This window comes from Pseudomonas sp. UBA6323 (assembly GCF_002439135.1).
Classification (GTDB): Bacteria; Pseudomonadota; Gammaproteobacteria; order Pseudomonadales; family Pseudomonadaceae; genus Aquipseudomonas.
On record NZ_DJSX01000042.1, the window covers coordinates 59,338 to 84,801 of the forward strand.

At 63.1% G+C, this 25,464-nt stretch carries 29 protein-coding genes, 1 tRNA gene and 1 pseudogene; 15 read left to right on the forward strand and 16 right to left on the reverse strand.

Annotated features, from left to right (window positions below; genetic code table 11):
- Window positions 1-14: 14 nt before the first annotated feature.
- Both B3P22_RS09775 and B3P22_RS23730 read right to left on the reverse strand, forming a co-directional pair.
- Window positions 15-779, reverse strand: a complete 765-nt coding sequence (locus B3P22_RS09775; protein ID WP_349681630.1) for a DUF1176 domain-containing protein — start codon at window positions 777-779, stop codon at window positions 15-17.
- Complete coding sequence (locus B3P22_RS23730) at window positions 749-1,090, reverse strand: DUF1176 domain-containing protein (protein ID WP_422662678.1); 342 nt, start codon at window positions 1,088-1,090, stop codon at window positions 749-751. Before B3P22_RS23730 ends, B3P22_RS09775 begins: the two co-directional genes overlap by 31 nt.
- Window positions 1,091-1,291: 201 nt before the next feature.
- On the opposite strand from B3P22_RS23730, the gene B3P22_RS09780 reads away from it, so the two are divergent.
- The 5 genes from B3P22_RS09780 (at window position 1,292) to B3P22_RS09800 (ending at window position 4,534) form a co-directional block, all read left to right on the forward strand.
- Window positions 1,292-1,993 carry a YebC/PmpR family DNA-binding transcriptional regulator gene (locus B3P22_RS09780; protein ID WP_296270828.1) on the forward strand — a complete coding sequence of 234 codons (702 nt, stop codon included), beginning with the start codon at window positions 1,292-1,294 and terminating at the stop codon, window positions 1,991-1,993.
- 41 nt (window positions 1,994-2,034) lie between these two features.
- Window positions 2,035-2,436: an NUDIX hydrolase gene (locus B3P22_RS09785; RefSeq protein WP_296270829.1), complete on the forward strand. Its 402-nt coding sequence runs from the start codon at window positions 2,035-2,037 to the stop codon at window positions 2,434-2,436.
- Window positions 2,437-2,534: 98 nt separating this feature from the next.
- Window positions 2,535-2,864: a DUF2025 family protein gene (locus B3P22_RS09790; protein ID WP_296270830.1), complete on the forward strand. Its 330-nt coding sequence runs from the start codon at window positions 2,535-2,537 to the stop codon at window positions 2,862-2,864.
- Window positions 2,865-2,971: 107 nt separating this feature from the next.
- Window positions 2,972-3,382, forward strand: a complete 411-nt coding sequence (locus tag B3P22_RS09795) for a GNAT family N-acetyltransferase (RefSeq protein ID WP_296270831.1) — start codon at window positions 2,972-2,974, stop codon at window positions 3,380-3,382.
- Between the two features lie 105 nt (window positions 3,383-3,487).
- A complete protein-coding gene (locus B3P22_RS09800; RefSeq protein ID WP_296270832.1) occupies window positions 3,488-4,534 on the forward strand; it encodes a GGDEF domain-containing protein in 1,047 nt (348 codons plus the stop codon).
- 2 nt (window positions 4,535-4,536) lie between these two features.
- On the opposite strand, the gene B3P22_RS09805 is transcribed toward B3P22_RS09800, so the two are convergent.
- Window positions 4,537-4,863 (reverse strand): hypothetical protein, encoded by a 327-nt coding sequence (locus B3P22_RS09805; RefSeq protein ID WP_296270833.1) that lies wholly within the window; start codon window positions 4,861-4,863, stop codon window positions 4,537-4,539.
- A 239-nt stretch (window positions 4,864-5,102) separates the two neighbouring features.
- On the opposite strand from B3P22_RS09805, the gene B3P22_RS09810 reads away from it, so the two are divergent.
- Together B3P22_RS09810 and B3P22_RS09815 are read left to right on the forward strand one after the other, a co-directional pair.
- Window positions 5,103-5,375: a type II toxin-antitoxin system Phd/YefM family antitoxin gene (locus B3P22_RS09810; protein ID WP_296270834.1), complete on the forward strand. Its 273-nt coding sequence runs from the start codon at window positions 5,103-5,105 to the stop codon at window positions 5,373-5,375.
- Window positions 5,341-5,655 carry a type II toxin-antitoxin system RelE family toxin gene (locus B3P22_RS09815; protein ID WP_296270835.1) on the forward strand — a complete coding sequence of 105 codons (315 nt, stop codon included), beginning with the start codon at window positions 5,341-5,343 and terminating at the stop codon, window positions 5,653-5,655. Before B3P22_RS09810 ends, B3P22_RS09815 begins: the two co-directional genes overlap by 35 nt.
- Before the next feature lie 189 nt (window positions 5,656-5,844).
- Here B3P22_RS09815 and B3P22_RS09820 read toward each other — a convergent pair.
- Together B3P22_RS09820 and B3P22_RS09825 are read right to left on the reverse strand one after the other, a co-directional pair.
- Window positions 5,845-5,920 (reverse strand) — tRNA-Thr (locus B3P22_RS09820).
- 53 nt (window positions 5,921-5,973) lie between these two features.
- On the reverse strand, window positions 5,974-6,816 hold the full coding sequence (locus B3P22_RS09825; RefSeq protein WP_296270836.1) for a CvfB family protein: 843 nt from the start codon (window positions 6,814-6,816) through the stop codon (window positions 5,974-5,976).
- A 241-nt stretch (window positions 6,817-7,057) separates the two neighbouring features.
- Here B3P22_RS09825 and B3P22_RS09830 point away from each other — a divergent pair, with 241 nt between their 5' ends.
- Window positions 7,058-7,249 carry a hypothetical protein gene (locus B3P22_RS09830; protein ID WP_296270837.1) on the forward strand — a complete coding sequence of 64 codons (192 nt, stop codon included), beginning with the start codon at window positions 7,058-7,060 and terminating at the stop codon, window positions 7,247-7,249.
- Between the two features lie 58 nt (window positions 7,250-7,307).
- Here the strand turns inward: B3P22_RS09830 and B3P22_RS09835 are convergent, their stop codons facing one another.
- Both B3P22_RS09835 and B3P22_RS09840 read right to left on the reverse strand, forming a co-directional pair.
- Window positions 7,308-8,453 (reverse strand): PQQ-dependent sugar dehydrogenase, encoded by a 1,146-nt coding sequence (locus tag B3P22_RS09835; RefSeq protein WP_296270838.1) that lies wholly within the window; start codon window positions 8,451-8,453, stop codon window positions 7,308-7,310.
- An 83-nt stretch (window positions 8,454-8,536) separates the two neighbouring features.
- Window positions 8,537-9,238, reverse strand: coding sequence for a transporter substrate-binding domain-containing protein (locus B3P22_RS09840; RefSeq protein WP_349681633.1), 702 nt, complete (start codon window positions 9,236-9,238; stop codon window positions 8,537-8,539).
- Window positions 9,239-9,408: 170 nt separating this feature from the next.
- Between B3P22_RS09840 and B3P22_RS09845 the strand changes: the two genes are divergently transcribed.
- Both B3P22_RS09845 and B3P22_RS09850 read left to right on the forward strand, forming a co-directional pair.
- Window positions 9,409-10,386: a zinc-dependent alcohol dehydrogenase family protein gene (locus tag B3P22_RS09845; RefSeq protein ID WP_296270840.1), complete on the forward strand. Its 978-nt coding sequence runs from the start codon at window positions 9,409-9,411 to the stop codon at window positions 10,384-10,386.
- A 378-nt stretch (window positions 10,387-10,764) separates the two neighbouring features.
- A complete protein-coding gene (locus tag B3P22_RS09850) occupies window positions 10,765-12,945 on the forward strand; it encodes a putative bifunctional diguanylate cyclase/phosphodiesterase (RefSeq protein ID WP_296270841.1) in 2,181 nt (726 codons plus the stop codon).
- A gap of 102 nt (window positions 12,946-13,047) precedes the next feature.
- On the opposite strand, the gene B3P22_RS09855 is transcribed toward B3P22_RS09850, so the two are convergent.
- Both B3P22_RS09855 and B3P22_RS09860 read right to left on the reverse strand, forming a co-directional pair.
- The gene (locus tag B3P22_RS09855) at window positions 13,048-13,827 is read right to left on the reverse strand and encodes a hydroxypyruvate isomerase family protein (RefSeq protein WP_296270842.1); all 780 of its coding nucleotides are present in this window, start codon (window positions 13,825-13,827) and stop codon (window positions 13,048-13,050) included.
- Entirely contained in the window at window positions 13,824-14,714 is an 891-nt protein-coding gene (locus B3P22_RS09860; RefSeq protein ID WP_296270843.1) for an NAD(P)-dependent oxidoreductase, read from the reverse strand. Before B3P22_RS09860 ends, B3P22_RS09855 begins: the two co-directional genes overlap by 4 nt.
- Window positions 14,715-14,843: 129 nt before the next feature.
- Between B3P22_RS09860 and B3P22_RS09865 the strand changes: the two genes are divergently transcribed.
- The 4 genes from B3P22_RS09865 to phnE are packed head-to-tail and all read left to right on the forward strand — an operon-like array spanning window position 14,844 to window position 18,071.
- Window positions 14,844-15,695: a putative selenate ABC transporter substrate-binding protein gene (locus B3P22_RS09865; protein WP_197856127.1), complete on the forward strand. Its 852-nt coding sequence runs from the start codon at window positions 14,844-14,846 to the stop codon at window positions 15,693-15,695.
- The gene (locus tag B3P22_RS09870) at window positions 15,692-16,492 is read left to right on the forward strand and encodes a phosphonate ABC transporter ATP-binding protein (RefSeq protein ID WP_296270844.1); all 801 of its coding nucleotides are present in this window, start codon (window positions 15,692-15,694) and stop codon (window positions 16,490-16,492) included. Before B3P22_RS09865 ends, B3P22_RS09870 begins: the two co-directional genes overlap by 4 nt.
- On the forward strand, window positions 16,486-17,313 hold the full coding sequence (locus B3P22_RS09875) for a PhnE/PtxC family ABC transporter permease (RefSeq protein WP_296270845.1): 828 nt from the start codon (window positions 16,486-16,488) through the stop codon (window positions 17,311-17,313). Before B3P22_RS09870 ends, B3P22_RS09875 begins: the two co-directional genes overlap by 7 nt.
- Window positions 17,310-18,071, forward strand: a complete 762-nt coding sequence (gene phnE / locus B3P22_RS09880) for a phosphonate ABC transporter, permease protein PhnE (RefSeq protein ID WP_296270846.1) — start codon at window positions 17,310-17,312, stop codon at window positions 18,069-18,071. The genes B3P22_RS09875 and phnE overlap by 4 nt, the downstream gene beginning before the upstream one ends.
- Here phnE and B3P22_RS09885 read toward each other — a convergent pair.
- The 7 genes and pseudogenes from B3P22_RS09885 to B3P22_RS09915 all read right to left on the reverse strand — a co-directional run bounded on the left by B3P22_RS09885 (window position 18,037) and on the right by B3P22_RS09915 (window position 24,631).
- The gene (locus B3P22_RS09885) at window positions 18,037-18,876 is read right to left on the reverse strand and encodes an alpha/beta fold hydrolase (protein ID WP_296270847.1); all 840 of its coding nucleotides are present in this window, start codon (window positions 18,874-18,876) and stop codon (window positions 18,037-18,039) included. The genes phnE and B3P22_RS09885 overlap by 35 nt on opposite strands.
- A 282-nt stretch (window positions 18,877-19,158) precedes the next feature.
- Window positions 19,159-20,115 (reverse strand): iron-containing alcohol dehydrogenase, encoded by a 957-nt coding sequence (locus B3P22_RS09890; RefSeq protein ID WP_349681632.1) that lies wholly within the window; start codon window positions 20,113-20,115, stop codon window positions 19,159-19,161.
- 69 nt (window positions 20,116-20,184) lie between these two features.
- Window positions 20,185-20,499 (reverse strand): AMP-binding enzyme, encoded by a 315-nt coding sequence (locus tag B3P22_RS09895; protein ID WP_296270848.1) that lies wholly within the window; start codon window positions 20,497-20,499, stop codon window positions 20,185-20,187.
- 185 nt (window positions 20,500-20,684) lie between these two features.
- Window positions 20,685-21,815: pseudogene (locus tag B3P22_RS09900) on the reverse strand (AMP-binding protein); the annotation flags it as partial.
- Between the two features lie 28 nt (window positions 21,816-21,843).
- A complete protein-coding gene (locus B3P22_RS09905; protein ID WP_296270849.1) occupies window positions 21,844-22,155 on the reverse strand; it encodes an EthD family reductase in 312 nt (103 codons plus the stop codon).
- Window positions 22,156-22,191: 36 nt separating this feature from the next.
- A complete protein-coding gene (locus B3P22_RS09910) occupies window positions 22,192-23,799 on the reverse strand; it encodes a phytoene desaturase family protein (RefSeq protein WP_296270850.1) in 1,608 nt (535 codons plus the stop codon).
- 43 nt (window positions 23,800-23,842) lie between these two features.
- A complete protein-coding gene (locus tag B3P22_RS09915) occupies window positions 23,843-24,631 on the reverse strand; it encodes an SDR family oxidoreductase (RefSeq protein ID WP_296270851.1) in 789 nt (262 codons plus the stop codon).
- Window positions 24,632-24,722: 91 nt separating this feature from the next.
- Between B3P22_RS09915 and B3P22_RS09920 the strand changes: the two genes are divergently transcribed.
- Window positions 24,723-25,463 (forward strand): Crp/Fnr family transcriptional regulator, encoded by a 741-nt coding sequence (locus tag B3P22_RS09920; protein WP_296270852.1) that lies wholly within the window; start codon window positions 24,723-24,725, stop codon window positions 25,461-25,463.
- Window position 25,464: the final 1 nt, after the last annotated feature.

The window sequence follows — 25,464 nt, forward strand, 5'->3', positions numbered from 1 at the left end:
GGAACCGTACAGGATCAGGGTTCGACCACGCGCCACAACTCGGGCCACTCGCCCGGATTACGCGCCGCACAGCGGCCAAGATAACTGAACGAGGCCAGCTGAAAACGCTCGCCATCGAAGCGCCAGCTGCCCGATTCACCACAATCGGCAATCCCTCGCCCCTTGTACAGGTAGCCCAGCTCGCCGCTATCGGGGTTGTAACTCACCCAACCGGACAACGCGCCAAGGTCCAGCGGCGGCGTCTCGAGCTGCAGATCGAGCTCGGCATAAGGCGCCTGACGACCGACGCGATACACCGCAAAATCGCAGTTGTAGGCGGCGCACCAGGTTCGGATGATGACCAGCGCCTCCTGGTCGTTGAGCGCAAAAGCCTCGGCCTCCGGCTCGCTGCTCATATCCTCTTCGAACCACTGGCTGCGGGTCGCGGCCATTACGTGCTCAGCGATATCACGCTGCTCCACTTCGCTCATCGGCGTGACACCGGGGTAGGCGCGCAGACGCGGCGCCGGTGGCGCAGCGGGCACCTCGCTGTCGGGCCGTGAGCCGGGACGATACAGGGCACTGCGGCTGTCCACCCGCCCCTGCACGGCATCCATCAGCAGCAAGGCAGCGGAAAGACCACTGAGCGAAACCACCGCCTCGTACTCGCGCTCACCTTCCATGCGCAATTGCACACCATTGCGCAGCTCGGCCAGCACTGCCTGAGCATCGGCGCCTTCGGCCACCAACGTGGTTTCACCCTGATTTTCTATCGGCTGCAGGCGACCTGCAGTGGACAAGGCCCGACCGTCGAGCCGCAGCGGTGCATAGCCGCCTTGCTCGNNTCGTGCAACGACAGTCGTAGCTGCGCCTGGGCGCCTGCAGAGCGCTCGAGCTGGAGGCTCAAGGGCTGGTAATCGAAACTCTCCGGCGCACTCAACGCCTGGCATCTGCGCAGGTTGTCGCAGGCGACGACCCAATCCTTGATTTCCCGGTACAGCGGCACCTGCTCGGGAGCGGCTTGGGCGATTCCCGCAGCCAGCAGCAGAGCGGTAAGCAAGACCCAACGCGACATGAACAACTCCTTTTGACAATTGCGCAGGGGCGTCATGTTCCTTCGCCCGAGCGAGCCAGGCAAGCGACGTCGCAGCCCGGCCGTTGGTGTGATTCGCCGGTTGCCGGCAAGGGCGCTCGCCCCATCAGGAAATTGCAGGTGCCGATAACCGCGCAAGGCACTAGAATCCGCAGCCTATCCGATCGTCACGCGCAGATTCGCGCGACGCCGTCTCACCTATCGGCCAGGAGACCCCAGATGGGCGCCCAGTGGAAAGCCAAACCCAAAGAAGCCGCCGCCAATGCCCGAGGCAAGATCTTCGGCAAGCTGGTGAAGGAAATCATGCTCGCCGCGCGTAACGGCGCCGATCCGGACATGAACCCCAAGCTGCGCCTGGCCGTGCACCAGGCCAAGAAAGCCTCGATGCCCAAGGACACGCTGGATCGCGCCATCAAGAAAGGCGCCGGCCTGTCCGGTGAGGTGGTCAACTACGAGCGGACCCAGTACGAAGGCTTCGCCCCGCACCAGGTGCCGGTGATCGTCGAGTGCCTGACAGATAACGTCAACCGCACCGTCGCCGAGATTCGCGTGCTGTTCCGCAAGGGCCAGCTCGGTGCCTCCGGCTCGGTGAGCTGGGACTTCGACCACGTTGGTCTGATCGAAGCCAGCACCGAAGAAAGTGCGGACCCGGAACTGGCCGCCATCGAAGCCGGCGCTCAGGACTTCGTGCCCGATGACGAAGGCTCGACGCTGTTCATCACCGACCCGACCGACCTCGACGCCGTATGCAAGGCGCTGCCGGAGCAGGGCTTCACCGTCAACTCGGCCAAGCTCGGCTACCGCCCGAAGAACCCGGTAACCAGCCTGACGCCGGAACAGATGGAAGAGGTCGAGGCCTTCCTCGAGGCCATCGACGGCCATGACGACGTGCAGAATGTCTACGTCGGCCTTGCTGGCTGAGGCCTGCCGGGCGCCCTGATCGGGCGCCCGCTGCTTATCCCATGAAAAACACCCTAGAGATTGCGGCGGCCTGCCTGTTCGACGAACGAGGCCGCCTGCTGCTCGTGCGCAAGCGCAATACCGGTTTCTTCATGCTGCCTGGCGGCAAGCGCGAGCCGGGCGAAGATGCACTGGCTGCGCTCAAGCGTGAATTGCTCGAGGAGCTGGAACTGCAACTGGACAGCGCAGCGTTGCAACCACTCGGCCAGTTCCACGCCCCCGCCGCCAACGAAGCCGATACCTGGGTGCAGGCCGACATCTATCGCGCCGCCTTGCCCCATGCGGTACAAGCCGCCGCCGAGCTGGAAGAACTGCGCTGGCTCGATACTGCCCTGCCCCTGCCCGATGACTTGGCGCCGCTGCTTCGCGAGCAGGTATTGCCGGCCCTGCAACGGCTTCCTTGATCCACGGCAACGCACAGCCAGCGGTTCAGGCGTTAGGCTGCGCCGATAAACAGAACCATTCGCCTTGCCTGCAAACCCCATAGGAAACGAGGTTTGCCATGAGTATCACGTCCGCCCAGATCTGCCAGGCCGCCGACCAGCTGCAGGGTTTCGTTGGCTTTAATGCCAAGACCGGCCAGTACCTGCTGCGTTTTTCCGAAGACAGCTTCGGCCTCGACGTGCCCGCCGAGACCATCACTCCGACCTGCGAGTACGTCTGGCACGCCGACCAAGGCGAGCTGATGCGCCTGGATCGCCAGCGCCTGGCCTGGTTGCAGGACCAGCGCATCGACGACCGGGTCAATCTCAGCGAACCGCTGCGCTTATACCTGCGCCGCAACGACCTGCCGGAAATCCGCGCCGAACGCCGCCGCCTGGCGCCAGCCTGAATCGTCGACAGGGAGCGTCGTGTACAGCGATTAGCGCCGAGAACCGCGGTGCACCCTTACGCGCCTGATTCTGCTTAAATGGCCCATCACCCGCTTCCCCTGTGCCGATGAGCCCATTCCGCTACCGCCAATTGCCGCCCCAGCTGCGCCCCCTGGTCGACAAGTTCTACCGCGGCCATCGCTCGCCGATGCGCAGTCAGGCGGACGACCAGATCTGGGTCGCCGAGTACGCAGGTGACATCGTCGCAGCCCTCAGCTTGCGAGCCTTGACAGGTGGGCAGTGGCTCACCGGGCTGTTCGTCGCCCCTGCACTGCGTCGCCAGGGCGTGGCCGCGGCCTTGCTCGATCACGCCCTGGCAGAGCATCCGGAAGCGGTCTGGCTGTTCTGCCATCCCGACCTGCAGGGTTTTTATCAGTGCCGAGGTTTCGTACCCGGCCAGCCTCTTCCCGCCGAACTAGCCGAACGACTGGCCCGCTACCAACACAGCAAGTCACTGGTATCGCTGCGCGCGCATTAAAGGCAGTCGCCTGGGCAAAAATACTGGCACTTTGCTCCGGAATGCCCCTTGCCATCGGCGGTCAAAGCTTTGCATGCTTATTCCATAACAACGAAAAGAAACGCTATGGCTACCCAGACCGCACGTTTGCTGAAACGCCTGCGCAACGATTTCCAGCTGTCGATCATCACCCTGATGGGGTTGTTCGGCGTCATCGGCATTACGCCCTATGCCGTGTACCGTTTGCTTCAGGGCAACTACCTGGTGGGCCTCGCCGACACCATCATTGTCCTGTCCACCGTATTCGCCGTGCTTTATGCCTGGGTCACTCGCGATACGGTCAAGCCCGGCATCTACCTGGCTGCCGTGTTCTCGGTCGGCGCCACGCTGATCGCCATCAACCTGGGCGTCAACGGCCTGTTCTGGATCTATCCGCTGATCCTGTTCAACTTTTTCATGGTGACGCCCGGCAAGGCCCTGCTAGCGACAGCTCTGGTGCTGATCAGTCTGGTCAGCCACGCCCTGCTCGCGCCCGGTAGCGTGTTCGAAAGTCATTACCAGATGGTGTCGTTCCTGGTCACGTGCGTGATGGCCAGCGTACTCAGTTTCATCTTCGCCTTCCGCACGCGTACCCAGCGCGACCAACTGCAAATGCTGGCGATCCATGATCCGCTCACTGGCGCGCGCAACCGTCGGGCGATGAACGAAGAATTGAAAATCGCCGTGGCCAGCCATCGCCGTCACAGCGACAGCTATGGGTTACTGGTGATAGACCTTGACCACTTCAAGCAGATCAACGACCGCTTCGGCCACCAGGTCGGCGACCAGGTGCTGGTGGCTTTCGTCGGGCTGATCAAGCGCTACTGCCGCAAGGAAGATCGCCTGTTCCGCTTCGGTGGCGAGGAGTTCCTGCTATTGCTGCCCAGCACCGACGCGGAAGGCCTGCGCGTCGCGGCGCAGAACCTGCTGAGCAAGGTCGCCAGTGAGCTGCAAAGCCCGGGCGGCGCGGTGACCGTCTCTATAGGCGGCGCGATCCTGCATGGTGGCGAGCATTGGGAAAGCTGGCTGCAGCGCGGCGACGAATGCCTGTACCGGGCCAAGAGCGAGGGGCGCAACCGCGCAGTGATCGCCGACGCGCCGGACAACGCACACAGAACGGCCGCCCGTCATTGAGATCAGCGGCTGCGTTGCTGCTGGTAACTGCCGCTGCCAGGTTGACGCTCGATGATCAGCCCGCCGGGATACTCGGTGCTCTGCCGAATCCCGCCGCGCGTCTCGATGGACTGACTGCCGTAGCTATTCTCCTGGCGCACACTGGCGTGCGGTAGACGCTGGCCGCCGTAGAGATTGTGTTGCTGATAACTCGACGAGCCCGAAACGCTGCCGCTGGCACCGGGGCTGACGTAACTCTTGGGAATGACCCGGATGGTCTGCGGCTGATCAGCGAAAGCGGCAGTGGCGACGGACGCAGCCAGAATCATCAGAATCGAACGAATCAACATAAGCGACTCCCAAAAGGCCAGACCTGCAGCCAGGCCATGATGTGACATTAGCTTCGACAGCACGGAGAGAGAACGTTGCAACGCCTGACGTCATATACGACAAAGGGCTGGGCGAAGCTGACGGCCGCTCCATCTATGGCCACCAAGTCCGCCTAGCGGCCGACCACAGAAAGCACCTTTAAAAGCACTCTTAACAGAGCTATGCTTTGACGTGCTTTCCAAGAAAGCAGGAGATATCCATGACCTACGCAGTATTGGCCGATGTTGCAGCATCGGTGACAGACCTCAAGAAAGATCCGATGGGTACCATCCGCGAAGGTGGCGGTGAAACTGTCGTGATCCTCAATCGCAACGAACCAGCCTTCTACGCCGTGCCTCCGGCGCTGTACGAAGCCATGCTGGAAATGATCGACGATGCGCGCCTGGCCGAAATGGTGCGCGAGCGACGTGGCGAACCCACTGTACGAGTAGATATCGATGACCTCATCGAGCAAGCCGGCGGAGCCGACTAAGTACGCTCTCGAGTTTAACGCCCAGACGCTCAAGGAGTGGGGCAAGCTGGGCAAAACCTTCCAGCTGCAGTTCGCCAAAAAGCTCAAGGAACGCCTTGAGAATCCCCGAGTCGAGGCCGACAAGCTCCGTGACATGCCCGACTGCTACAAGATCAAGCTGCGCTCCATCGGCTACCAGCTGGTCTATGAGGTGATCGACAGCCGCCTGGTCGTAACCGTGATTGCGGTTGGCAAACGGGAACGGAGCAAGGCGTACGAGCACGCAGCCAAACGTCTATAGGCAAAAGCGTTGTTGGTTGCGTCATGAACTGAACGTCTCGCCGGATCATTTAGCATCCATCAACAGCCTCGGAACGGTGCTGATAATGACGGCTGGATCGCATGGCCAAGCTTGCCGCCCCATATCAAGCAATTCTGTGGCAGCACTGAAACGACAAAGGGTCAGCCGAGGCTGACCCTTTGATTTTTATGGTGCCGGGGACAGGAATCGAACCTGCGACCTTCGCGTTACGAGTGCGCTGCTCTACCGACTGAGCTACACCGGCGGGAAACGCGGCATTATGCGAGTTGCCGCGCCGGCGCTCAAGTCACGGTTGTATCAGCTGTCGAGCAGTTCGATACGGTCGTCGTGGATGCGGATCAGCCCCTGCTTGTAGAGACCGCCGATGGCCTTCTTGAAATTGCCCTTGCTGACCCGAAACTGTTCGGCGATCAGCTCTGGCGGGCTTTTGTCACCCAATGCCAGCACACCGCCCTGATCACGCAGGCGCTCGATGATCTGCTCGGCCAGGCCGCTGGCAGCTTGGTGACCGATGGGCTGCAGGCTCAGGCTGATCTTGCCGTCGGCACGCAGCTCCTTGATATAGCCCTTCTCGCGCATGCCGCTGCGGATGAACTTGAACAGCTCGTTCTTGTGGATCAGACCCCAATGCTTGCCGTCGATGATGGCCTTGAAACCGAGGTCGGTACGCTCGACCACCAGCAGATCGACTTCCTGACCGACCTGGTAGTTGGCCGGCACCTGGTCCAGATGACGATCCAGGCGCGCGGTGGCGGTGAGGCGGCGGGTGCGCTTGTCCAGGTAGAGGTAGATCACGCAGTAATCGCCGATCTGCAGCGGGCGCTTCTCTTCGGAGTGTGGCAGCAACAGGTCCTTGGGCAGGCCCCAGTCGAAGAACAGGCCGACGCGGTTGATATCCACCACCTTGAGGCTGGCGAACTCGCCGAGCTGGATCTTCGGCTTGAGCGTGGTGGCGATCAGCTTGTCTTCGCTGTCCAGGTAGATGAACACGTTGAGCCAGTCCTCGACTTCGCTCGGCGTGTCCTTGGGGATGTAGCGCTTGGGCAGGAGAATTTCACCGTCCGCGCCACCGTCCAGATACAGACCGAAGTCGGTGTGCTTGACCACCTGTAAAGAATTCATCCGCCCGATAACGGCCATCGTGTTCCACCTCGCCAAAACAGCCGGCCATTCTACCCGAGATCAGGGACATCCGGGCTGGCTGCATGATGAATCGACAGCCGGTCACCTGGCCGTATAAGTGACTGGAAAACAAGCCATAAAGTGTCGCGAAAAACCCGCTCATGCGCGGCGTTGTAGCCGGTAACGGGGCGATTACCCAAGCAGAAACAGGCGGGATGAGGCATAATGGCCGGCCGCCCATCTGAAAGAGATCAAGGTCATGGCCACCCTTCGCGTCAAGTCGTCCGCCGGCAAAGTCAGCAAACCCGCCCCTGCAGTGGAAACCCGCGAGTCCATCGAGGCGCAGATCGCTGCCTTCCTGCAGGGTGGTGGCGAGATTCAGCAGATCGCCAAGGGCGTCAGCGGCCAGACTTACGGCGGCACTCGTCAGATCACTATCAGCAAGAAGTGATCGCCTCGGGTGCGCGTTGCGCACCCAGCCTCCCTCCCGCCTTAGCCTCCCACCAAGCTTACTCGCTCGCCAGTCCCAGGCGCAGCAACTGCCCTTTCGGCGCATCCGTCAGCACGTAGATATAGCCGTCCGGCCCTTGTCGCACATCGCGTACCCGTACCTTCAGCGACTCCAGCAAGCGTTCTTCATGCACGATCCTGTCGCCGTCGAGTTGCAGGCGAATCAGTGCCTGGCTGGCCAGTGCTCCGATGAACAGATTCTGCTGCCAGGCTGGGAAACGCTCCGCGTCGTAGAAGGCCATGCCGCTGATGGCCGGTGATTTTTCCCAGACATGATGCGGCGCCTCGGTGCCCTCGACCGTTTTGCCCTTGGCCTCGGGAATCGCCAGCATCGAGTAATTCACCCCGTGCGTCGCCAACGGCCAGCCGTAGTTCTTGCCGGCTTCGGGAATGTTGATTTCGTCACCGCCGCGCGGGCCGTGCTCGTGGGTCCACAGGCGGCCGCTCCAGGGGTTGAGTGCCGCGCCCTGCTGGTTGCGATGACCGTAGGACCAGATTTCCTTACGCGCGCCATCACGGGAAACGAAAGGGTTGTCCTCGGGGATGCGGCCATCGGGAAAGATACGCACCAGCTTGCCCTGCAACTTGTCGAGATCCTGTGCGGTGGGGCGATTGTTGTTGTCACCCAGGGCGATGAACAGATGACCGTCACGGTCGAACACCAGCCGCGAGCCGAAGTGCGTGCCGCTGGATAACTTCGGCTGCTGACGGAAGATCACCTCGAAGCCCTCCAGCGCCGCAGCATCGGCCGACAGCTTGCCGCGCCCCACCGCCGTACCGGCAGCGCCATCACCCTCTTCGGCGTAGGACAGGTAAACCAGACGGTCTTCGGCAAAATCAGGCGACAGCACCACGTCGAGCAAACCACCCTGGCCGACAGCGAAGACTTCAGGCAGCCCACGCAATGGCTCGGACACCGCCCCCTCGGCACTTACCCGGCGCAACGCGCCCGGCCGCTCGCTGACCAGATATCCCTGGCCGTCCGGCAGAAAGGCCACGGCCCAGGGATTGGCCAGTCCTTCGGCGACGGTATGGACGTTCAGCGGGCCCAGTTCCGAAGCAACCTGCCGGTCTTCGGCAAGGCTATGCTGGGCACCGAAAAGAGCGATCAGACCGAGGGCTGCAAGGGGTTTCAGGCGCGGCATCGAGGCGTCTCCAGTCGTCAGACAAGCCGGCATAGTGCTACAGCCTGCCAACCGAGGCAGCCCTGCAAAAGTTTCCTCAGATTTCAGTCCGTCAGGTAGCGTCGTTCGACGCGCAGGTAGTCGCCGGATTCGCGCAGCATGCGCAACCCCGCATCGAAACGCAGCCGATGCGAGTCCTGACGAAAGCCGACGCGGTACGGCGTCGGTGGGAATATCTCGAACCAGTCGAGCGACTGGGTTACGTCGACCTGATCGTTCACTTCGCGATCGAGATGGAGAATGATCCGCTTGTCACCCACCACTACATCGGTGCGGCCGCTGTAGAGCAGGCGGTTGCGGTTGATCTGCAGCGCCTCCTCGCGATAGCGCGGGTTGTTCATCGCCATACGCTCGAACTCCGGCCCGAGCAGCAGGCGCGCACGCTGAAAGGCGCTGACCGCATAGTTGCTCAGGTCGGCGATACGCTCGATGTGATAATCCCGACTGGCCAGCGACACTGCAACGTTGTGGTAGTGGATATAGATATCGGAATAGAACGCCACAACCCCGCTGCGCTCGTGTGTGGTGGCAATGGCGTCGATCTCGCCGCGGCGCAGCATCAGGTGCAGGCGCTCCATTGGCGCGTAGTAGGCGGTCAGCTCGAAGCCGGCGTTGTGGGCGGCACGGTCGACGATCTCGTACTCCAGGCCGCGCGGCTCCCCTTCGAACACGTAAGGCGGCTTGTGCGTGCCGAAACCGACATGCAGCACCTCTGCCGCGACCGTCGGACTCAGACATGCCAAGATCAAGCCCAGCCACCATCTGCCCATCGTCTACCCCACTATCGGATAAGCCAGAGCATAGACGGCTGGTCGTCTTCATAACCAGAGTGGATGCCGGCCGATTCATTCCGCTTTGCCCTATCGCAGCTAGACTGGCTGCACGCATTTTTGCGCCAGTCTTCAGGAGATCAGACATGCTCAAAGCCGAATACCAGCAACGCGGCCCGGTGCCGCAAGACGTGATCAGCGCTGTGCCTCTGGAGCTGCCGGAACCCACCGCCGGGCAAGTGCGGGTCAAGGTATTGGCTGCACCGATCAATCCATCGGACGTGCTGACCCTGACCGGCGCCTACGGCATGCTGCCGCCGCTGCCCGCAGTGGGTGGCAATGAAGGCGTCGGCAAGGTCGAGGCGCTCGGTGAAGGCGTCGGCAACTTCAAGGTCGGCCAGACCGTGCTGCTGCCGGTGGGCTGCGGCACTTGGGTCAGCGCCTTGAACGCGCAGGCAGACAAGCTCATCCCGCTACCGGAGGCCGATCCGCTGCAGTTGGCCATGCTCACCGTCAACCCGCCGACGGCTTCGTTGCTGCTCAGCGAGTTCGTCGACCTCAAGCCGGGCGACTGGGTGATCCAGAACGCCGCCAACTCGGGCGTCGGCAGTTACCTGATCCAGTTGGCCAAGCTGCGCGGCTTCAAGACCATCAACGTGGTGCGCCGGGAATCGGCTGTCGCCGCTGTCGAGGCCGAAGGCGGTGATCTGGTACTGGTGGACGGTCCTGACCTGGCCAAGCGGGTTCGTGCTGCTACCGGCGGCGCCGACGTACGCCTGGGCATCGACGCGGTGGGTGGCGCCAGCACCGATCATATCGCCGCGGCGCTGGCCAACGGCGGCGTGCTGGTGAACTACGGCATGATGAGCGGCGAGGCCTGCCAGGTTTCGCCGGCCTCGTTCGTATTTCGCGACGTCACCCTGCGCGGCTTCTGGCTGGCCAAGTGGTTCCAGCAGGCCAGCCCGGCGCAGCAGATGAAGGTGTTCGGCGAGCTGGTGCAATTGATCGCCAGCGGCAAGCTGAAGACCCGCGTCGCCGCCACCTACGACCTGGCACACATCAAGGACGCTGTGGCGGCAGCTGCCAGCGGCGAGCGTGACGGCAAGATCCTGCTGGTGCCTTAACGTAAACCGCGCCCGATGGATAGCGCGCCCTGCCCTATGGGCGCGCCAACATTCTGCTTCACCTTCCGCTCGTGCCTCACGCGAGCCTCGGCCATGGGCCTCCCTCCCTGCCGGCACCGGCCGAATATGGGGCGATAGGCGTCTCACGCCCTTCGCCTCAACCTTCGTCATAACGATGCGCCTGATACAGGCCCAACGCGCTAAGTTAAACCAATCTGCCCAATTTCTGGCACATATAAGGCAAAGTGCCATTTTTAGTGCTAAAAACCTTGAGGGCTGGTCATTTTGTGGCCTATAGCCCGTCGACTCGCACGCAAGTACGAACGTGCCTGTGCTTCACTGAATGGACATGCACACCGCCCTGCCAGGGGGATGCCTATGGAAGGATGGTCGATTCATTTTCTCGCAGACCTGCCCAAGCAGGGCCAAGTTCTGCTCGACTGCGTACACGCCCCAAAGCTGGTGGTGCTGTCCTACGTCATCGCTAGCATCGGTAGTCTCAGCACACTGACCATCGCCAGGCATCTCGATCAGGTGCCGATGCGCAGCATGCGCCTGGTCTGGGGGCTGCTCGGCGGGCTGTGCCTGGCCGGCGCCATCTGGTCCATGCATTTCATCGGCATGCTGGCATTCCACGCACCTGTCGCTATTCGCTACGACCTCGCCACCACCGCGCTTTCCTTGTTGGTGGCGCTGGCTGCCGCCCTTCTGGCTCTTTACTGCATGGCCATGCCGCGTCCCGGCCTCAGCCGGCAGTTACTGGCGGCCGTGATCATCGGCCTGGGCATCAGCGCCATGCACTACAGCGGCATGGCCGCGATCCGCTCGAACGCCCAGGCTTACTACCACGGCGGCCTGTTCACCCTGTCCATCATCATTGCCATCAGCGCCAGCTTCGCTGCGCTGCTGCTCAACCGCTACGTGCGTAATGGCTCGCCCAGCCGCCAGCGCTGGATGAAGTATTCGGCAGCGCTGGTGATGGGCGCCGCCATCGCCTCGATGCATTACACCGGCATGGCCGCGCTCAACCTGGTGGTGCCCGATGGCACGCCGCTGGAGTTGCGCAGTGCCGACAACAGCGCGCAGCTGGTGGTGATCGTCGCGTCCATCACCCTGCTGATTCTCGGCCTGGGCCTGGCCGCGGCCTGGATCGGACGCAAGCTCGACGACAAGGAGCGCGACCTGCAGCGGGTCAATACCCTGCTGGTGCAGCTCGATCAGGCCAAGGCTTCGCTGGAACAGGTGGCGCATTTCGACCCACTGACCGAACTGCTCAATCGCCGCGGCTTCAACCGGGTCTTCACTGCCACCCTGGAAGAGCATGCGGTGACCGGCCGCAGCCTGGCGGTGATGTTTCTCGATGTCGATCACTTCAAGCGCATCAACGACAGCCTTGGCCACGACGCCGGCGACGAACTGCTGCGCGTGGTGGCGCAGCGTATCCGTGCAGCACTACGCGAGCGCGACATCATCGCGCGCTTCGGCGGCGACGAGTTCTGCGTGGTCGCCAGCCTCGACAGCAATGCCGACCCGCGTGCGCTGGCCGCGCGCATGCTGGAGCAGATGAAGGAGCCGATCAGCCTGGCCGGGCGCAAGATCGTGATGACCACCAGCGTCGGCATCAGTCTGTTTCCACAGGACGGCAGCAGCGCCGACGAGCTGCTCAAGCACGCCGACCTGGCGCTCTATCAATCCAAGGGCAGCGGGCGCAACGTGGTGCACTTCTTCAACCCGCACCTGAAACAGAAGGCCTCGTACGAACTGCAACTGGAAGAGGACCTGCGCCAGACCCTGCTGCAGGACAATGGCCTGGTCCTCTACTACCAGCCGATCATCGATCTGCGCAGCGGTGGCCTGAGCAAGCTGGAAGCCCTGGTGCGTTGGAATCATCCACAGCACGGCCTGCTCACCCCGGAACGCTTCATCGCCATCGCCGAGGCCAACGGCTTTATCGATCAGCTCGACAACTGGGTGCTGCGCCGGGCCTGCCTCGATCTCAACAGCCTGGAGCACATGGGCTATCCGGGCTTGAAGATCGCGGTCAACTGCTCGGCGCTCAATCTGGCCAACGATCAGTTGCCGGGCCGCATCGAACAACTGCTGAACGCGACCCACTGCCCCGCCCACTGCCTGGAGCTGGAGGTGACCGAAAGTGCGCTGCTGAGCAATATCAACCGCGCCATCGGCCTGCTGGAAAACATCCGCGCGCTGGGCGTGAGCCTGTCCATCGACGACTTCGGCACCGGCTATTCATCCCTCGCCTATCTGCGGCGCTTGCCGCTGGATACGCTGAAGGTGGACCGTTCCTTCATTCAGGACGTGGCCAACTCCAATCAGGACCGCGAGATCGTCCACGCCATCATCGCCATGGCCCATGCCCTGCACCTGAAGGTCGTCGCCGAAGGTGTGGAAAGCACCGCGCAGCTGGAGTTTCTGCAGGAGCGCGGCTGCGATCAGGTTCAGGGCTATCTGTTCAGCAAACCGGTACCGCTGGAAGACATCCTGGCCCGCTTCCCTCCACATTACCGGCCGCTGGAACGCGTGGCGGCAAGGTCTTGAGCCTTCGCCCAGAACGAAGGCTGGCCGCTAAAGCGCCTCCTAAAAGCAGTTGTGCAGCCCCTGTGGGAGGGGCTTCAGCCGCGCCATAGGCACGCCCGCCCCTCAAGTCCTGAATGCCTGCAACCAGCCCAGACTCGCCTGCGTACCCGTCTCACCCGGCTTGTATTCGGCCCCAAGCCAACCGCGATATCCGGTCTCATGCAGGGTTTCGAGCATCGGCGCAAAATCCAGCTCACCGCTGCCTGGCGCGCCGCGCCCCGGCATATCGGCGAACTGCACATGACCGATGTGCCCGGCCAGCAGGCGCATGCCGGCGACCACGTCCAGCTCCTGGCGCGCCATATGGTAGAGGTCGTACTGCGCGGCCAGATTCGGATGGTCCACCGAGCGCAGCAGCTCATCGAGATGCTCCGGCGTGTTGATCACAAAGCCCGGCATGTCGATCGGATTGATCGCCTCGACCAGCACACGAATGCCCAGTGTGGCGAACGCCTCGGCGCTCTTGCGCAGGTTGGCGACCAGACACGCCAGCGCCTGCTCGCGGCTGACGCCTTCGGCCAGGCGCCCCGGCAACACGTTGACGCAGGTCGGGCGCACCATGGCGGCGTAGGTCAGCGCCTCCTGCAGCGCGGCATCGAACTCGGCCTGGCGCGCCGGCACGCTGGCCAGACCGGGGCCGCCCGTCATCAGGTCGCCCGCCGACACGTTGATCAGCACCAATGGCATGCCGCTGAGCTCCAGCACCTCCTTCAGGGCGATGGCCGGCAGCTCGTAGGGAAACTGGATCTCCACGCCATCGAACCCCGCACGCATCGCCGCCAGCACACGCTCGCGCAGCGGCAGTTCGGTGAACAGCATGGACAGGTTGGCAGCGATCTTCATCGGCACGGCTCCCGCAGCAGTTCCACCAGCGTGGCCGGGTCGCGCTCCAGGTTTCCCTGGCTGCCGTGCAGGCGCATCAGCTGTGCGGCCAGGCCGCTCATGGGTGTGGCGCTGCCCTGCTCACGCGACAGTTTCACCGCTGTGTCGAGATCCTTGAGCAGGGTGCGCACATGCCACTTGACCGGCTCGAACTGGCTGGCGGCCATTTGCGGCGCGAGGATCTGCAGCGGTTTGGAATCGGCGAAACCACCGGCCAGCGCCGGGGCGATCAGGCTGGCATCGACGCCCGCGCGCTCGGCCAACGCCACCACCTCGGCAATCACCAGCGCGTTGCAGGCAACGATCATCTGGTTACACACCTTGGTCACCTGCCCGGCGCCCACCTCGCCCATGCGCGTCAGACGCTGGCCCAGGTGCGCCAGTACCGGGCGCACGCGCTCCACGTCCTCTTCGCGGCCACCCGCCATGATCGCCAGCGTGCCGGCCTCGGCGCCCGGCGTGCCACCGGAAACCGGTGCATCGATCCAGCGCATGCCGGTGCGAGCTTCCAGCTCCGCGGCCATCTCACGTGTGGCGGCCGGTTCAAGACTGGAAAAATCCACCAACAACTGCCCGGGCCGAGCACCTTCGACGATCCCGCCAGGGCCGAACACCACCTCACGCACCACCTCGGTATTGGCCAGGCACAGCATCACCAAGCCGGCATCGCGACACAGCTCGGCGGGGCTCTCCACGCGACGCGCCCCCTGCTCCAACAGCGGCGCGCACTTGTCCGGCGTGCGGTTCCAGAGGGTCAGTGGATAGCCTGCGGCCAGCAGGCGGCGGGTCATCGGCAGGCCCATCAGGCCGATCCCGGCGAAGGCCAGGGCGGGCAGCGTTGCAGTCATCGATCAAATCCAGGCAGTTGGTATCCAGCGCGCATATTAACTCTGGCATCTGCGCGTACGTGCTGCAAGCGCAGCGTCCGGCCACTATACTCCGCGCGCCTTCCCCGCTATTGAACCGGAGAATCCGACATGTTCAAGAACACCCTGGCGCTCGCCGCCGGCATCGCCCTGTCCGTATCCGCTGTATTTGCGCAAGCCGCCGACGTCCTCAAGGTCTCGGCCATCCCCGACGAAGCCCCCACCGAACTGCTGCGCAAGTTCAAGCCGCTGGGTGCCTACCTGGAGCAGGAACTGGGCATGAAGGTCGAGTTCGTGCCGGTGGCCGACTACGCCGCCGTGGTCGAGGCGCTGGCGGCCGACCGTATCGACATGGCCTGGCTGGGCGGCTTCACCTTCGTCCAGGCGCACCTGAAGACCGGCAACGCCGTGCCTCTGGTACAGCGTGAACAGGACGCCGAGTTCACCAGCAAATTCATCACCTCCGACCCGGCAGTGAAATCGCTGCAGGATCTGAAAGGCAAGACCTTCGCCTTCGGCTCAGTGTCCTCCACCTCCGGCAGCCTGATGCCGCGCTACTTCATGCTGCAGGACGGCATCAAGCCGGAAGACTTCTTCAGCCGCGTGGCCTATTCCGGCGCTCACGACGCCACCGCAGCCTGGGTGCAAGCCGGCAAGGCCGACGCCGGCGTGCTCAATGCATCCGTATGGCAGAAGCTGGTCGATGGCGGCAAAGTCGATACCGACAAGGTCAAGGTCTTCGCCACCACCCCGACTTACTACGACTACAACTGGACCGTGCGCGGCAACCTCGATGCCGACCTGCAGGCGAAGATCAAGGCCGCCTTCCTCGCCCTCGACCCGGCCAAGCCCGAGCAGAAGGCAATTCTCGACCTGCAGGCCGCCAGCCGCTTCATCGAGACCAAGCCTGAAAACTACGAAGGCATCGAAGAAGCCGCGCGCGCCGCTGGCCTCTTGAAGTGAGCATCGCCCTGCGTGGCGTGGGCCTGGCCCACGCCAACGGCAAGGTCGCGCTGGAAAACATCGATCTGCAGGTAAGTCCCGGCGAACGGGTGGCCATTATCGGCCCCTCCGGCGCCGGCAAGACGACCCTGCTGCGTCTGCTCGCTACCAGCCTGCAACCCACCCGCGGCGAGATCGACCTGCTGCAGCACAACCCCTGGCGCCTGCCTGCCCGCCAGCGCCAGCGTCTGCGCGCACGCATCGGCCTGATTCACCAGGCGCCACCGCTGCCACCACGTCAGCGCGTGGTCACCGCCGTGCTGGCCGGCAAGCTCGGCCAGTGGTCATTGGCCAAGGGCCTGATCAACCTGCTGCACCCGCTGGATGCCGGCGGCGCCCAGGCAGCCCTGGCGCGCCTGGATATCGCCGACAAGCTCTACCAGCGCTGCGACCAGCTCTCTGGCGGTCAGTTGCAGCGAGTCGGCATCGCCCGAGTGCTGTACCAGGCGCCGGAGCTGATCCTCGCCGACGAACCGGTCTCGGCCATGGACCCGGTGCTGGCCGGCCATACCCTGGCCGTGCTCAACAACGAGGCTGCCGAACGCGGTATGACCCTGCTGGCCAGCCTGCATGCCGTCGACCTGGCCCTAGCGCACTTTCCCCGCATCGTTGGCATTCGCGATGGGCGTATCGCCTTCGACCTGCCGGCCATTGAGGTACAGCCCGAGCAGTTGCACGCGCTGTACGCCAACGAGCAGCTGCAGGCCACGCCCAGCTCGCCCGTACAGCCGCAACCGACGCACATCCCGCGATGCTGACCACCGCCCCACGCGACCCCGCCGCCCTGCCACGCCTGCTGATCACCGCGCTGGCGCTGCTGTTTTTGTGGCCGGGCATCAGCTTGAGCGAGCTGGACCTGGCCGTGCTGGTCGATGGCGACAACACCCGCGCCATGGGCAACTTCCTCGCCGGTTTCTGGCCGCCTGCGCATGATGGCGAATTCCTCGCCCTGCTCGGCCGCGCCACCCTGGAAACCCTGGCCATCGCCACCGCCGGCATGAGTCTGGCCCTGCTGATCGCCATTCCAGCCGCACTGCTGGCGACGCGCGCGCTGTCGTTGTCGGCCGTGCACCGTGGCGGCCGCCCGGCCTGGTGGGCGCAACTGGCGCGTTGGCCGGTACGTGGCCTACTGATCTTCCTGCGCAGCGTGCCGGAAATCGTCTGGGCGCTGCTATTCGTCCGCGCCGTCGGCCTCGGCCCCACTGCCGGCGTGCTGGCCATCGCCATCACCTACGCCGGCATGCTCGGCAAGGTGTATGCGGAAATCTTCGAGTCGGTGGATGCTCGCCCCACCCGCGCGCTACTGGGTGCCGGTAGCAGCCGGTTGGCGGCCTTCACCTACGGCGTGCTGCCCAATGCCGCCGGGGAAATGCTCTCCTACACCGTATACCGCTGGGAATGTGCCATCCGCGCCTCGGTGGTGATGGGCTTCGTCGGTGCCGGCGGGCTGGGCCAACAGATCGACCTGTCACTGCGCATGTTCGCCGGCGGGGAAGTGGCGAGCATGCTGCTCACCTTCCTGCTGCTGGTACTGCTGGCCGACCAGTTCAGCCGCCTGCTGCGCGCGAGGCTGACATGAGAGCCGGCAATCTGATCCTGTTCGCCGCCCTCCTCGGCGCGGTGATCGCCTCGTTCCTCTACCTGGGCATCGACCTCGGTGCCCTGGTCGCTGGCGACAGCCTGGCGCAGATGAGCCAGTACGCCAGCGGTTTCCTGCACCCGGATTTCTCCGCCATGCACCTGCACGCCATCGGCCGCGGCGCGCTGGAAACCCTGGCCATGTCCGCCATCGGCACATTGCTCGCCGCCCTGCTAGGCCTGGCCCTGGCGCTACCGGCCGCCGGGCGCTTCGGCGGTGTCGCCCTGCACCTCACACGCCTGCTGCTCAATGCCCTGCGCGCCATTCCTGAACTGGTCTGGGCGGCGCTGATGGTGCTGGCCGCCGGCCTCGGCCCCAACGCCGGCACCCTGGCACTGGCCCTGCACACAGCCGGCGTGCTTGGCCGGCTATTCGCCGAGGCCCTGGAGAACACTCCGCGCGAGCCAGCCGACGCAATCCGCGAAAGCGGGGGCGGGCGCATGCTCGCTTTCTGCTACGGCACCCTGCCCGGCGTCTGGCCGCAACTGGTGGCCTACACCCTGTATCGCTGGGAGAACAACATCCGCATGGCCAGCGTGCTCGGCTTCGTCGGCGCCGGCGGCCTCGGGCAGATGCTCTACATGTCGCTCAGCCTGTTCCAGGAAGCCCAGGCCGCCACCGTGATCCTGGCCATGCTCCTGCTGGTGCTGGCAGTCGATGCGTTCAGTGGCTGGGCCAGGCAGCGCTGGGTGAGCTAGGCCCCTCGCACTCCTGCGGTGCAAGCCAATCGGATACGGCCCGATTGAAGCCCTCCGCACAATCCACCATCACCCAGTGGGAGGATTTGAAGAGCACGACCTTGCAGCCTGGGCTCGTGCTCAATGTCTGCAGCCATTGTTCGGATTGAAACTGAAATGGCTTGTAGCTTCCGTACGCGTAAAAGATGGGACACGCCAATTGGGTCGGACCCATAAGGTTTTTCAATCCTCCGCGCGCGCCCATCCAGCGCATGGCATAGGGATAGCTCATACCCGCATGGATGCTGGCCGGGTCGGTCTTGCAACGCAGATATTTCGCGGTCGCACGTGCCAGGTAATCGCCTACCGGACCCTGCAGGTACCACGTCAGCGCCAGGGGCATCTGATAGGCAAAAATCATCCATTTGGCTCGCAGGCTCAGCCCGCGTTTGAATGCCGGTGAGCTGGCATCCCCCACATCGACGGCAACGATTCGCGCCACTTTGTGCGGGTGAGTGGCAGCGAAGTGAAACCCGAACAGGCACCCCCAGTCATGCAGCATGAGCGTGACCCTGCCGTTGGGACTGACCTGATTCACGACACGCAGGATCAGCCCGGTTATCTCGCTGATAGAAAAACCCCGCGTCTTCGGGTCATCGAAGCCGGGCAAGGTAAATCTCACGCATCGATGCGTGCGCTTGAAATGCTGAACCTGTCGTGCCCATATTTCATGGCTATCCGGCCAGCCGTGCAGCATCACGATGATGTCGGGGCTTTCACCGTCGATGTACACCGGAATGCCGGAGACGATTGATTCAGTATGCACGCGTCTGTCTCTCCGAAAGTCGACTCAGGGGCTGTTGCTGCAACCAGTCGATCGCCCCAGGAGCGGTGATCTCACCAGGTGCTACAAGCACTGTTCCAGCACTTTGGCACTTATCGGCAAGGTTATTTCCCGACGCTCACCCAACGCGACCATGCCGTGGCGTTCCAGCTGTTCGAGCAGCTTGGGTATACCGCCGGCATCAATACCATAACTGCTCAGGCGTGTCGCAACGCCCATCTGCTCGAAGAAATCGCGCGTGAGGGCGATGGCCTGCTCGATTCGCTACTCCCGCGAGCCTCCGCGAAGGTCCCAAACTCGCTCGGCGTACTGCAGCAGTTTCTGCGACTTTTCCTGGCGGCGCACACTGAGCATGGCGGGCAAGACCACGGCCAGGGTCTGCGCATGGTCGAGGCCATGCACAGCGGTGAGCTCATGGCCGATCATGTGCGTTGACCAGTCCTGCGGTACACCTGCACCGATCAGGCCGTTCAGCGCGAGGCTGGCGGCCCACATGAGGTTGGCCCGTACCTCGTAGTTCTCCGGCTCGCTCAGGGCCAGCGGTCCCAGCTCGACCAGAGTCAGCAGCAAGCCTTCGGCGAAACGATCCTGGACATGGGCATTGACGGGGTATGTCAGGTACTGCTCGATGACATGGACGAACGCATCGACCACGCCGTTGCCGACCTGACGAGCAGGTACGCTGATGGTCCGGGTCGGGTCGAGAATCGCGAACGCCGGGAAACAGTGGCGACTGGCAAAGGGAATCTTGTCGTGGGTCGACAAGCGCGTGACAACGGCGCTGTTGTTCATTTCCGAGCCCGTTGCCGCCAGGGTCAGCACCACGCCTACGGGGAGCGTGCGGGTGATGCAGCGGCCGCCGCTTTCGAGAATGGCCCAGCCGTCCGCCGCCATGCAGGCGGCTGCCGCAATGTACTTGGCAGCGTCGATCACCGACCCGCCGCCCACGGCCAGGACATAGGAAATATCCTCGGCCTTGGCCTGTTCAACGGCCAGGCTGAGTCGCTCATAGCTCGGGTTGGGTTCGATACCGCCAAAATCGCTGAGGTAGCGCTCTCCCAACGTCTGCCGCACCTCTGCCAGCGTGCCATTCCTGATCACGCTGCCGCCGCCGTAGAGCAGCATGACTCTGGCGTCGGCGGGTATTTCCTGATTCAGCTTCGACAGCTTGCTCTTGCCGAAGTGGATGCGCGTTGGGTTGGAGTACGAAAAATCAAGCATGAATTATTCTCGGAATGCCCAGTAATGCTGGCGTACTGAAGCGCCACTGAGGGGGAGCCAGGCGAGCGCCTAGCGGTTGTCACTGGCGGTGTCGGGAAGCGCGTAGTCCTCCAGCACCTTGCGCAGCTCGGTTTTCAGCATTTTCCCGGTCGCGCCAAGCGGGATGTTATCGACGAACACGACGTCATCCGGGGTCTGCCACTTCGCCAGTTTTCCTTCATAAAGACCAAGCACCTCCTCTCTGCTGACGACTGCGTCCTTGCGCCTGACGACGAGCACGATGGGGCGCTCTCCCCATTTCGGGTGCGGCAGCCCAACGCCGCGGCCATCGCGACCGCCGGGTGGTTCATGGCGATATTTTCGATATCGATGGTCGAGAGCCATTCTCCGCCTGACTTGACCACATCCTTGCTGCGGTCGGTGAGCTGCAGGTAGGCGTTGGCGTCGAGCGTGGCAACGTCGCCGGTGGCGAACCAGCCATCGTCCAGACGCTGCTCGCAGTCGTCCTTGAAATAGGCGCTGATAACCCAGTGCCCCTTGACTTGCAGGTGGCCGCAATTCGTTCCGTTCCACGGCTGTACGACGCCCTGGTCATCGACGATGCGCAGGTCGATCCCGAACACCGGACGACCTTGCTTCAGACGAAGCCGTTGCTGCTCCTCACGGCTCAGACTCGAGTGCTCCGCCATCAGCGCGGAGGCCGTGCCCAGAGGCGACATTTCGGTCATGCCCCAGGCGTGAATCACTTCGACGCCGTAGCGGTCCTCGAAGTGCTTCTGCATGCTCGGAGAACAGGCCGCTCCACCGATGGTGGTTTTTCTCAATGAGGAAAAGCTCCCCTGCCGGGCATCGACGTGATCGAGCAGCATCTGCCAGACCGTTGGCACGCCCAGCGCCAGCGTCACCGACTCCTGCTCGATCAGCTCGTACACCGATTGCCCGTCCAGCGCCGGGCCGGGCAACACCAGTTTGCAACCGGCCATCGCCGTACAGTAGGGCGTGCCCCAGCCATTGACATGGAACATCGGCACTACCGGCATCACCACATCCTGAGGACCGATACCCAATGCACTGGGCGTGCTGAGAATCATGCTGTGCAGCACGGTCGAGCGATGAGAATAGAGCGCGCCTTTCGGGTTGCCGGTAGTGCCGCTGGTGTAACACAGGCTCGAAGCCGCCAACTCATCGAACTGCGGCCAAGCGTATTGACCACTGTGCTTCGCCAGCAACGACTCGTAACTGACGACCTCCGGCATGTCTTCGAGGCGTTCGAGCGCAGCCTGATCACCCAACAGCACCCAGTGACGAACACGGCGGACCAGCGGCTGCAGGGTACGGACCAGGTCAATGAAGCTGGCATCGAAGAACACCACTTCGTCTTCGGCATGCTCCAGCATCCAGGCCACCTGCGAGGCATGCAGACGTGGATTGATGGTATGCAGCACACGCTGCGAGCCGCTGATGCCGTAGTACAGCTCCAGATGGCGATAGCCATTCCAGGCGATGCTCGCGACCCGGCTGCCCGCAGGCAGATCCCAGTCATCGAGCACCATGGCCAGCTGCCGAGAACGCTGGGCAACATCCGCCCAGGTGTATCGATGAATGTCGCCCTCGACACGGCGCGATACCACTTCGACCCCTGCACTGTAACGCTCCGCGTGCTCCAGCAGCGATGAAATGAGCAGCGGCTTGTCCTGCATCAATCCGTTCAAGGCACGGCCTCCCGAATCACTGGATGACTTGGCTGATGACCACAACCGGGACGATATCGGTGTAGTTGGTGCGGTCGGCACCGAGCACCTTGCCTTCAGCGGCCATTGCCGCCTTGAAGCTGTCGACGTCGGCGAAGAACATGTGCGCTGCCGCAACGCTCGCAGGCAGCTTGCCGCCTGGCTCAGGTAAGGTTTGATCGATCTCCAGCTTTACCAGGCCGTGAGCGCCGAGCCGGTCCCTGATCAACTGCGCGTGCGTTGACTGGTAGTAGTGATGATCGAACTGGAAGCCTTCGTGGGGCGGGTAGGAAACGGTCATTCTGATCATGGTTATTCTCCAAATGGCGATAGTCGGTTGAAGGAATCAGGCGAGCTCTCGCAGCTCACGGAACAGGTCACGGCCAAGTGCCGCCGATGCGGCCAGCAAGCCGCCGACCATGGCACCGCTGACGCCGCCCATGGCGACATCCTGCCCGGTGAAAAGCAAACCTTTGACCGGGCTGAAGGCACGGGTCCAACGCTGTTGATAGCGCTCGGGCGTCGGCGCGAAGGACATGAAATCGCCACGCGTGCGGCCCAGAAAGTCATTGAAACTCACCGGCGTGGCCAGCTCCGCATGGACGACGTGCCCCTGCGCCTTCGGGTAGAAACGATAGACCTGCTGGAGCATTTCCTCGGAGAGGCGGGCCTTGAGGTCCTCGTACTCGTCACCCCGGTGCTTCCATTGCGTACCGGTAAACGGCTGCCACAGGTTCCAGTCGGTAAAGCTGCAGATATCCATCGTGCTGCGGCCGGGATAGCGCAGCGGCCAGCTTGGATCTTTAGCTGACGGCTGCGAGATGAAATGCAGCGGCATCGGACGCCGAGCCGTGTCCTGAATGTAGTGCTGCCAGTCCTCGCTCTGCCTCGCGCTCTGGTGAATCCAGATGTTGGCGGGGCCGACATCCAGGTCGGCATTGCTGGCATCGAGGCCCACGTTGAGCACGATCGCTGGCAGCGTGCTGGGCATGGCCTGCGCCCTGGCGTTGAGCTGCTCGATCTCCGGGTTCGCGCTGGTGAGCATGTTCAGCGTCTGGCGGATACCGATGCCGCTGATGACCTGCGGCGCCTCGAGTATTTCACCACCCGCCATGCGCACACCGACCACCTTGCCATCATGCTCGACGACACCGACCACATCGGCCCCAGCCAGCACCATGCCGCCGGCACTGCGGATGGTTTCCGATATCAGGTCAGCGATGACTTGCGAGCCGCCGATGGGATAACTCGCTCCATCGAGGTAGTGGCGAATGACGGCGGCATGTACCGAGAACGAGGCGACACTCGGCAAACTGGCGTAGTCACCGAAATGGCCGCAAAGCACGGCGATCAGCTTCTCGTTGCGGGTGATCGAACGCAGGACCTCCAGCGTGGTTTGCTCAGCCAGCGGCATGAAGCGCGGGGCGACCTGCTCGAACGCCTTGTCCGCAAAGGAGCCTGGCATCGCCCGTACGGCCAGGAACTCACCTGCGGGGCGACTGGCCTCGTTGACCAGCTCGATGTAACGATCGATGGCGTGCGCTTCTTCGGGGAAGTATTCCTTCAGCCGCTCCTTGAAGGCAGCGCTGCCTGCGTAGTACTCGAATATTTCGTCGCCTATCGCGATCTTGTTATAGAGGTCGGGCATCTTCTGCCACTTGAGCTCACCGCGGGTGACCTTGTCGAACAGGTTGCGCAGGGTGCCGGCGCGATGAACTTCGCCGACGTAGTGCAACCCCACATCCCACTCGAATCCGGGGCGCCTGAAGACCTGCAGGCAACCGCCGATGACCGCATGGCGCTCCAGCACCAGCACCTTCTTGCCCTCGAGAGCCAGCAGCGCGGCAGCCGTCAGGCCTCCGGCGCCGGAACCCATGACGATGGCATCCATTTTCGCTGCGAGATCGCCGCGCGCGAGCGCGCGTTTGTAGCTGGAATCGGCTGCAGTTTTCATTATTGTTTTCCTGGTTGGGTGGAGCAGAAGTCGGACTGCAGGCTCAGGCAGGAGAGCCAAACAACCCAGGGCCAGCGAGCGATGCGCCGCCATCGACAGGCAACACGACGCCTGTCACGTAGTCGCACACCGAGGAACTGAGCATGACCGCGACCTTGGCCACCGATTCGATGTCGCCGTAGCGGCGCAGCGGAAGGTTGCGAATGACTGCATCCCGCGCCTCGGACGTCGGCGTCAGTCGCGCCATCCCTTCCGTGCCGTCGATAGGACCGGGGACGATGGAATTGACGCGGATACCCTCAGGCCCCCACTCCATGGCCAGCACGCGCGTGAGCATGTCGAGGCCGGCTTTCGCTGCACAGACGTGCGCTTGCAAAGGCGTGGCGATGGAGGCCTGAGGGGCAGAGATATTGATGACCGAGGCGCCGGGACGGGTCAGGAACGGATAAGCCGCGCGCAGTACGTGAAAGCTGCCGAGCAGGTCGATATCCATCACGCTCTTGAAGCCGTTCACCGACATGGCCGCCGCTGGCGCCACGAAGTTGCCGGCTGCGCCGGAGCAAAGCACATCGATGCTGCCCCAGGTTTCGCAGGTTCCGGATAGCGCTTCCTGAACGCTGCCGCTATCGCGGACATCACCGCTAAAGCCCAGCGCCTCGGCGCCCAGGGCACGCAAGCTGGCAAGCGCGCTGTCGACTCGCTCGGGCGAGCGGCTGAAGACCGCCACACGCGCACCCGACGCGGCGAAGGCCTTGGCTATTCCCAGGTTGATACCGCTGGTACCGCCGGCGACGAATACGGTTTTTCCAGTGAACTCGCTGTGATTCAACATAGATGCCACTCCCGTCTGCGAGGCGCTTTTTGTTATTGGCGAGCACTAGGCTAGGAGCAGCGAAGATGGCAGTCTGTCAAAAACTTGAATTTTGAATCCGAGCATGGACACACCATCAGATACCGATTCACTGCTGGCTGTACTGGAGAAGGATGAGTGGTTTTCGTCCTGCGCGATTGAGCTAAAGCGCGCACTGATTCGCGATGCGAAGATGCACGATTATGCCGCTGGAGAAGCCCTTTACCGGGAAGGCGAATTCGCTCGACACGCCCTTTTCTGCGTGATCGAAGGGGCTGTGCGGCTCAGCAGCTCGCTGCATGACGGCACCCCTTCGCTGTTGGTCTATCTGGAGCCCTGCCACTGGTTCGGCGACATTTCCCTGATCGATGGCCGGCCCTACATTCGGGATGCAATCGCTGACGTGGATACGCGGATTCTTTGTGTTCCCATGCAGCCCTTCACCCAATGGCTGGACCACAATCCCAGGCATTGGCGAGACATCGCCCGCCTGAGCATCAACAAGCTTCGGGTGGCCTATCAGGTGATCGGCGAGCCCGGGGCACTGCATCATCGGCTCGCCAGGCGGCTGTGGCTGATGGCGCAGGGTTTCGGATCGCGCACGCAAACCCCGTCCTTGCAGCTCAATGTTTCCCAGGAGCATCTCGCGCAGATGATGGGCACTACCCGCCAGAGCATCAATGCCGCGCTCGCCAGGCTGGAGGGCCTGGGGCTAGTGGTGCAGGGCTACAGAACCATCGAGCTGCGTGATCTGAAAAGCCTGTTGGATCATGCCAATCGCCTGGACGTGGAGGGCCCGGCTGATCGCTCGTGAA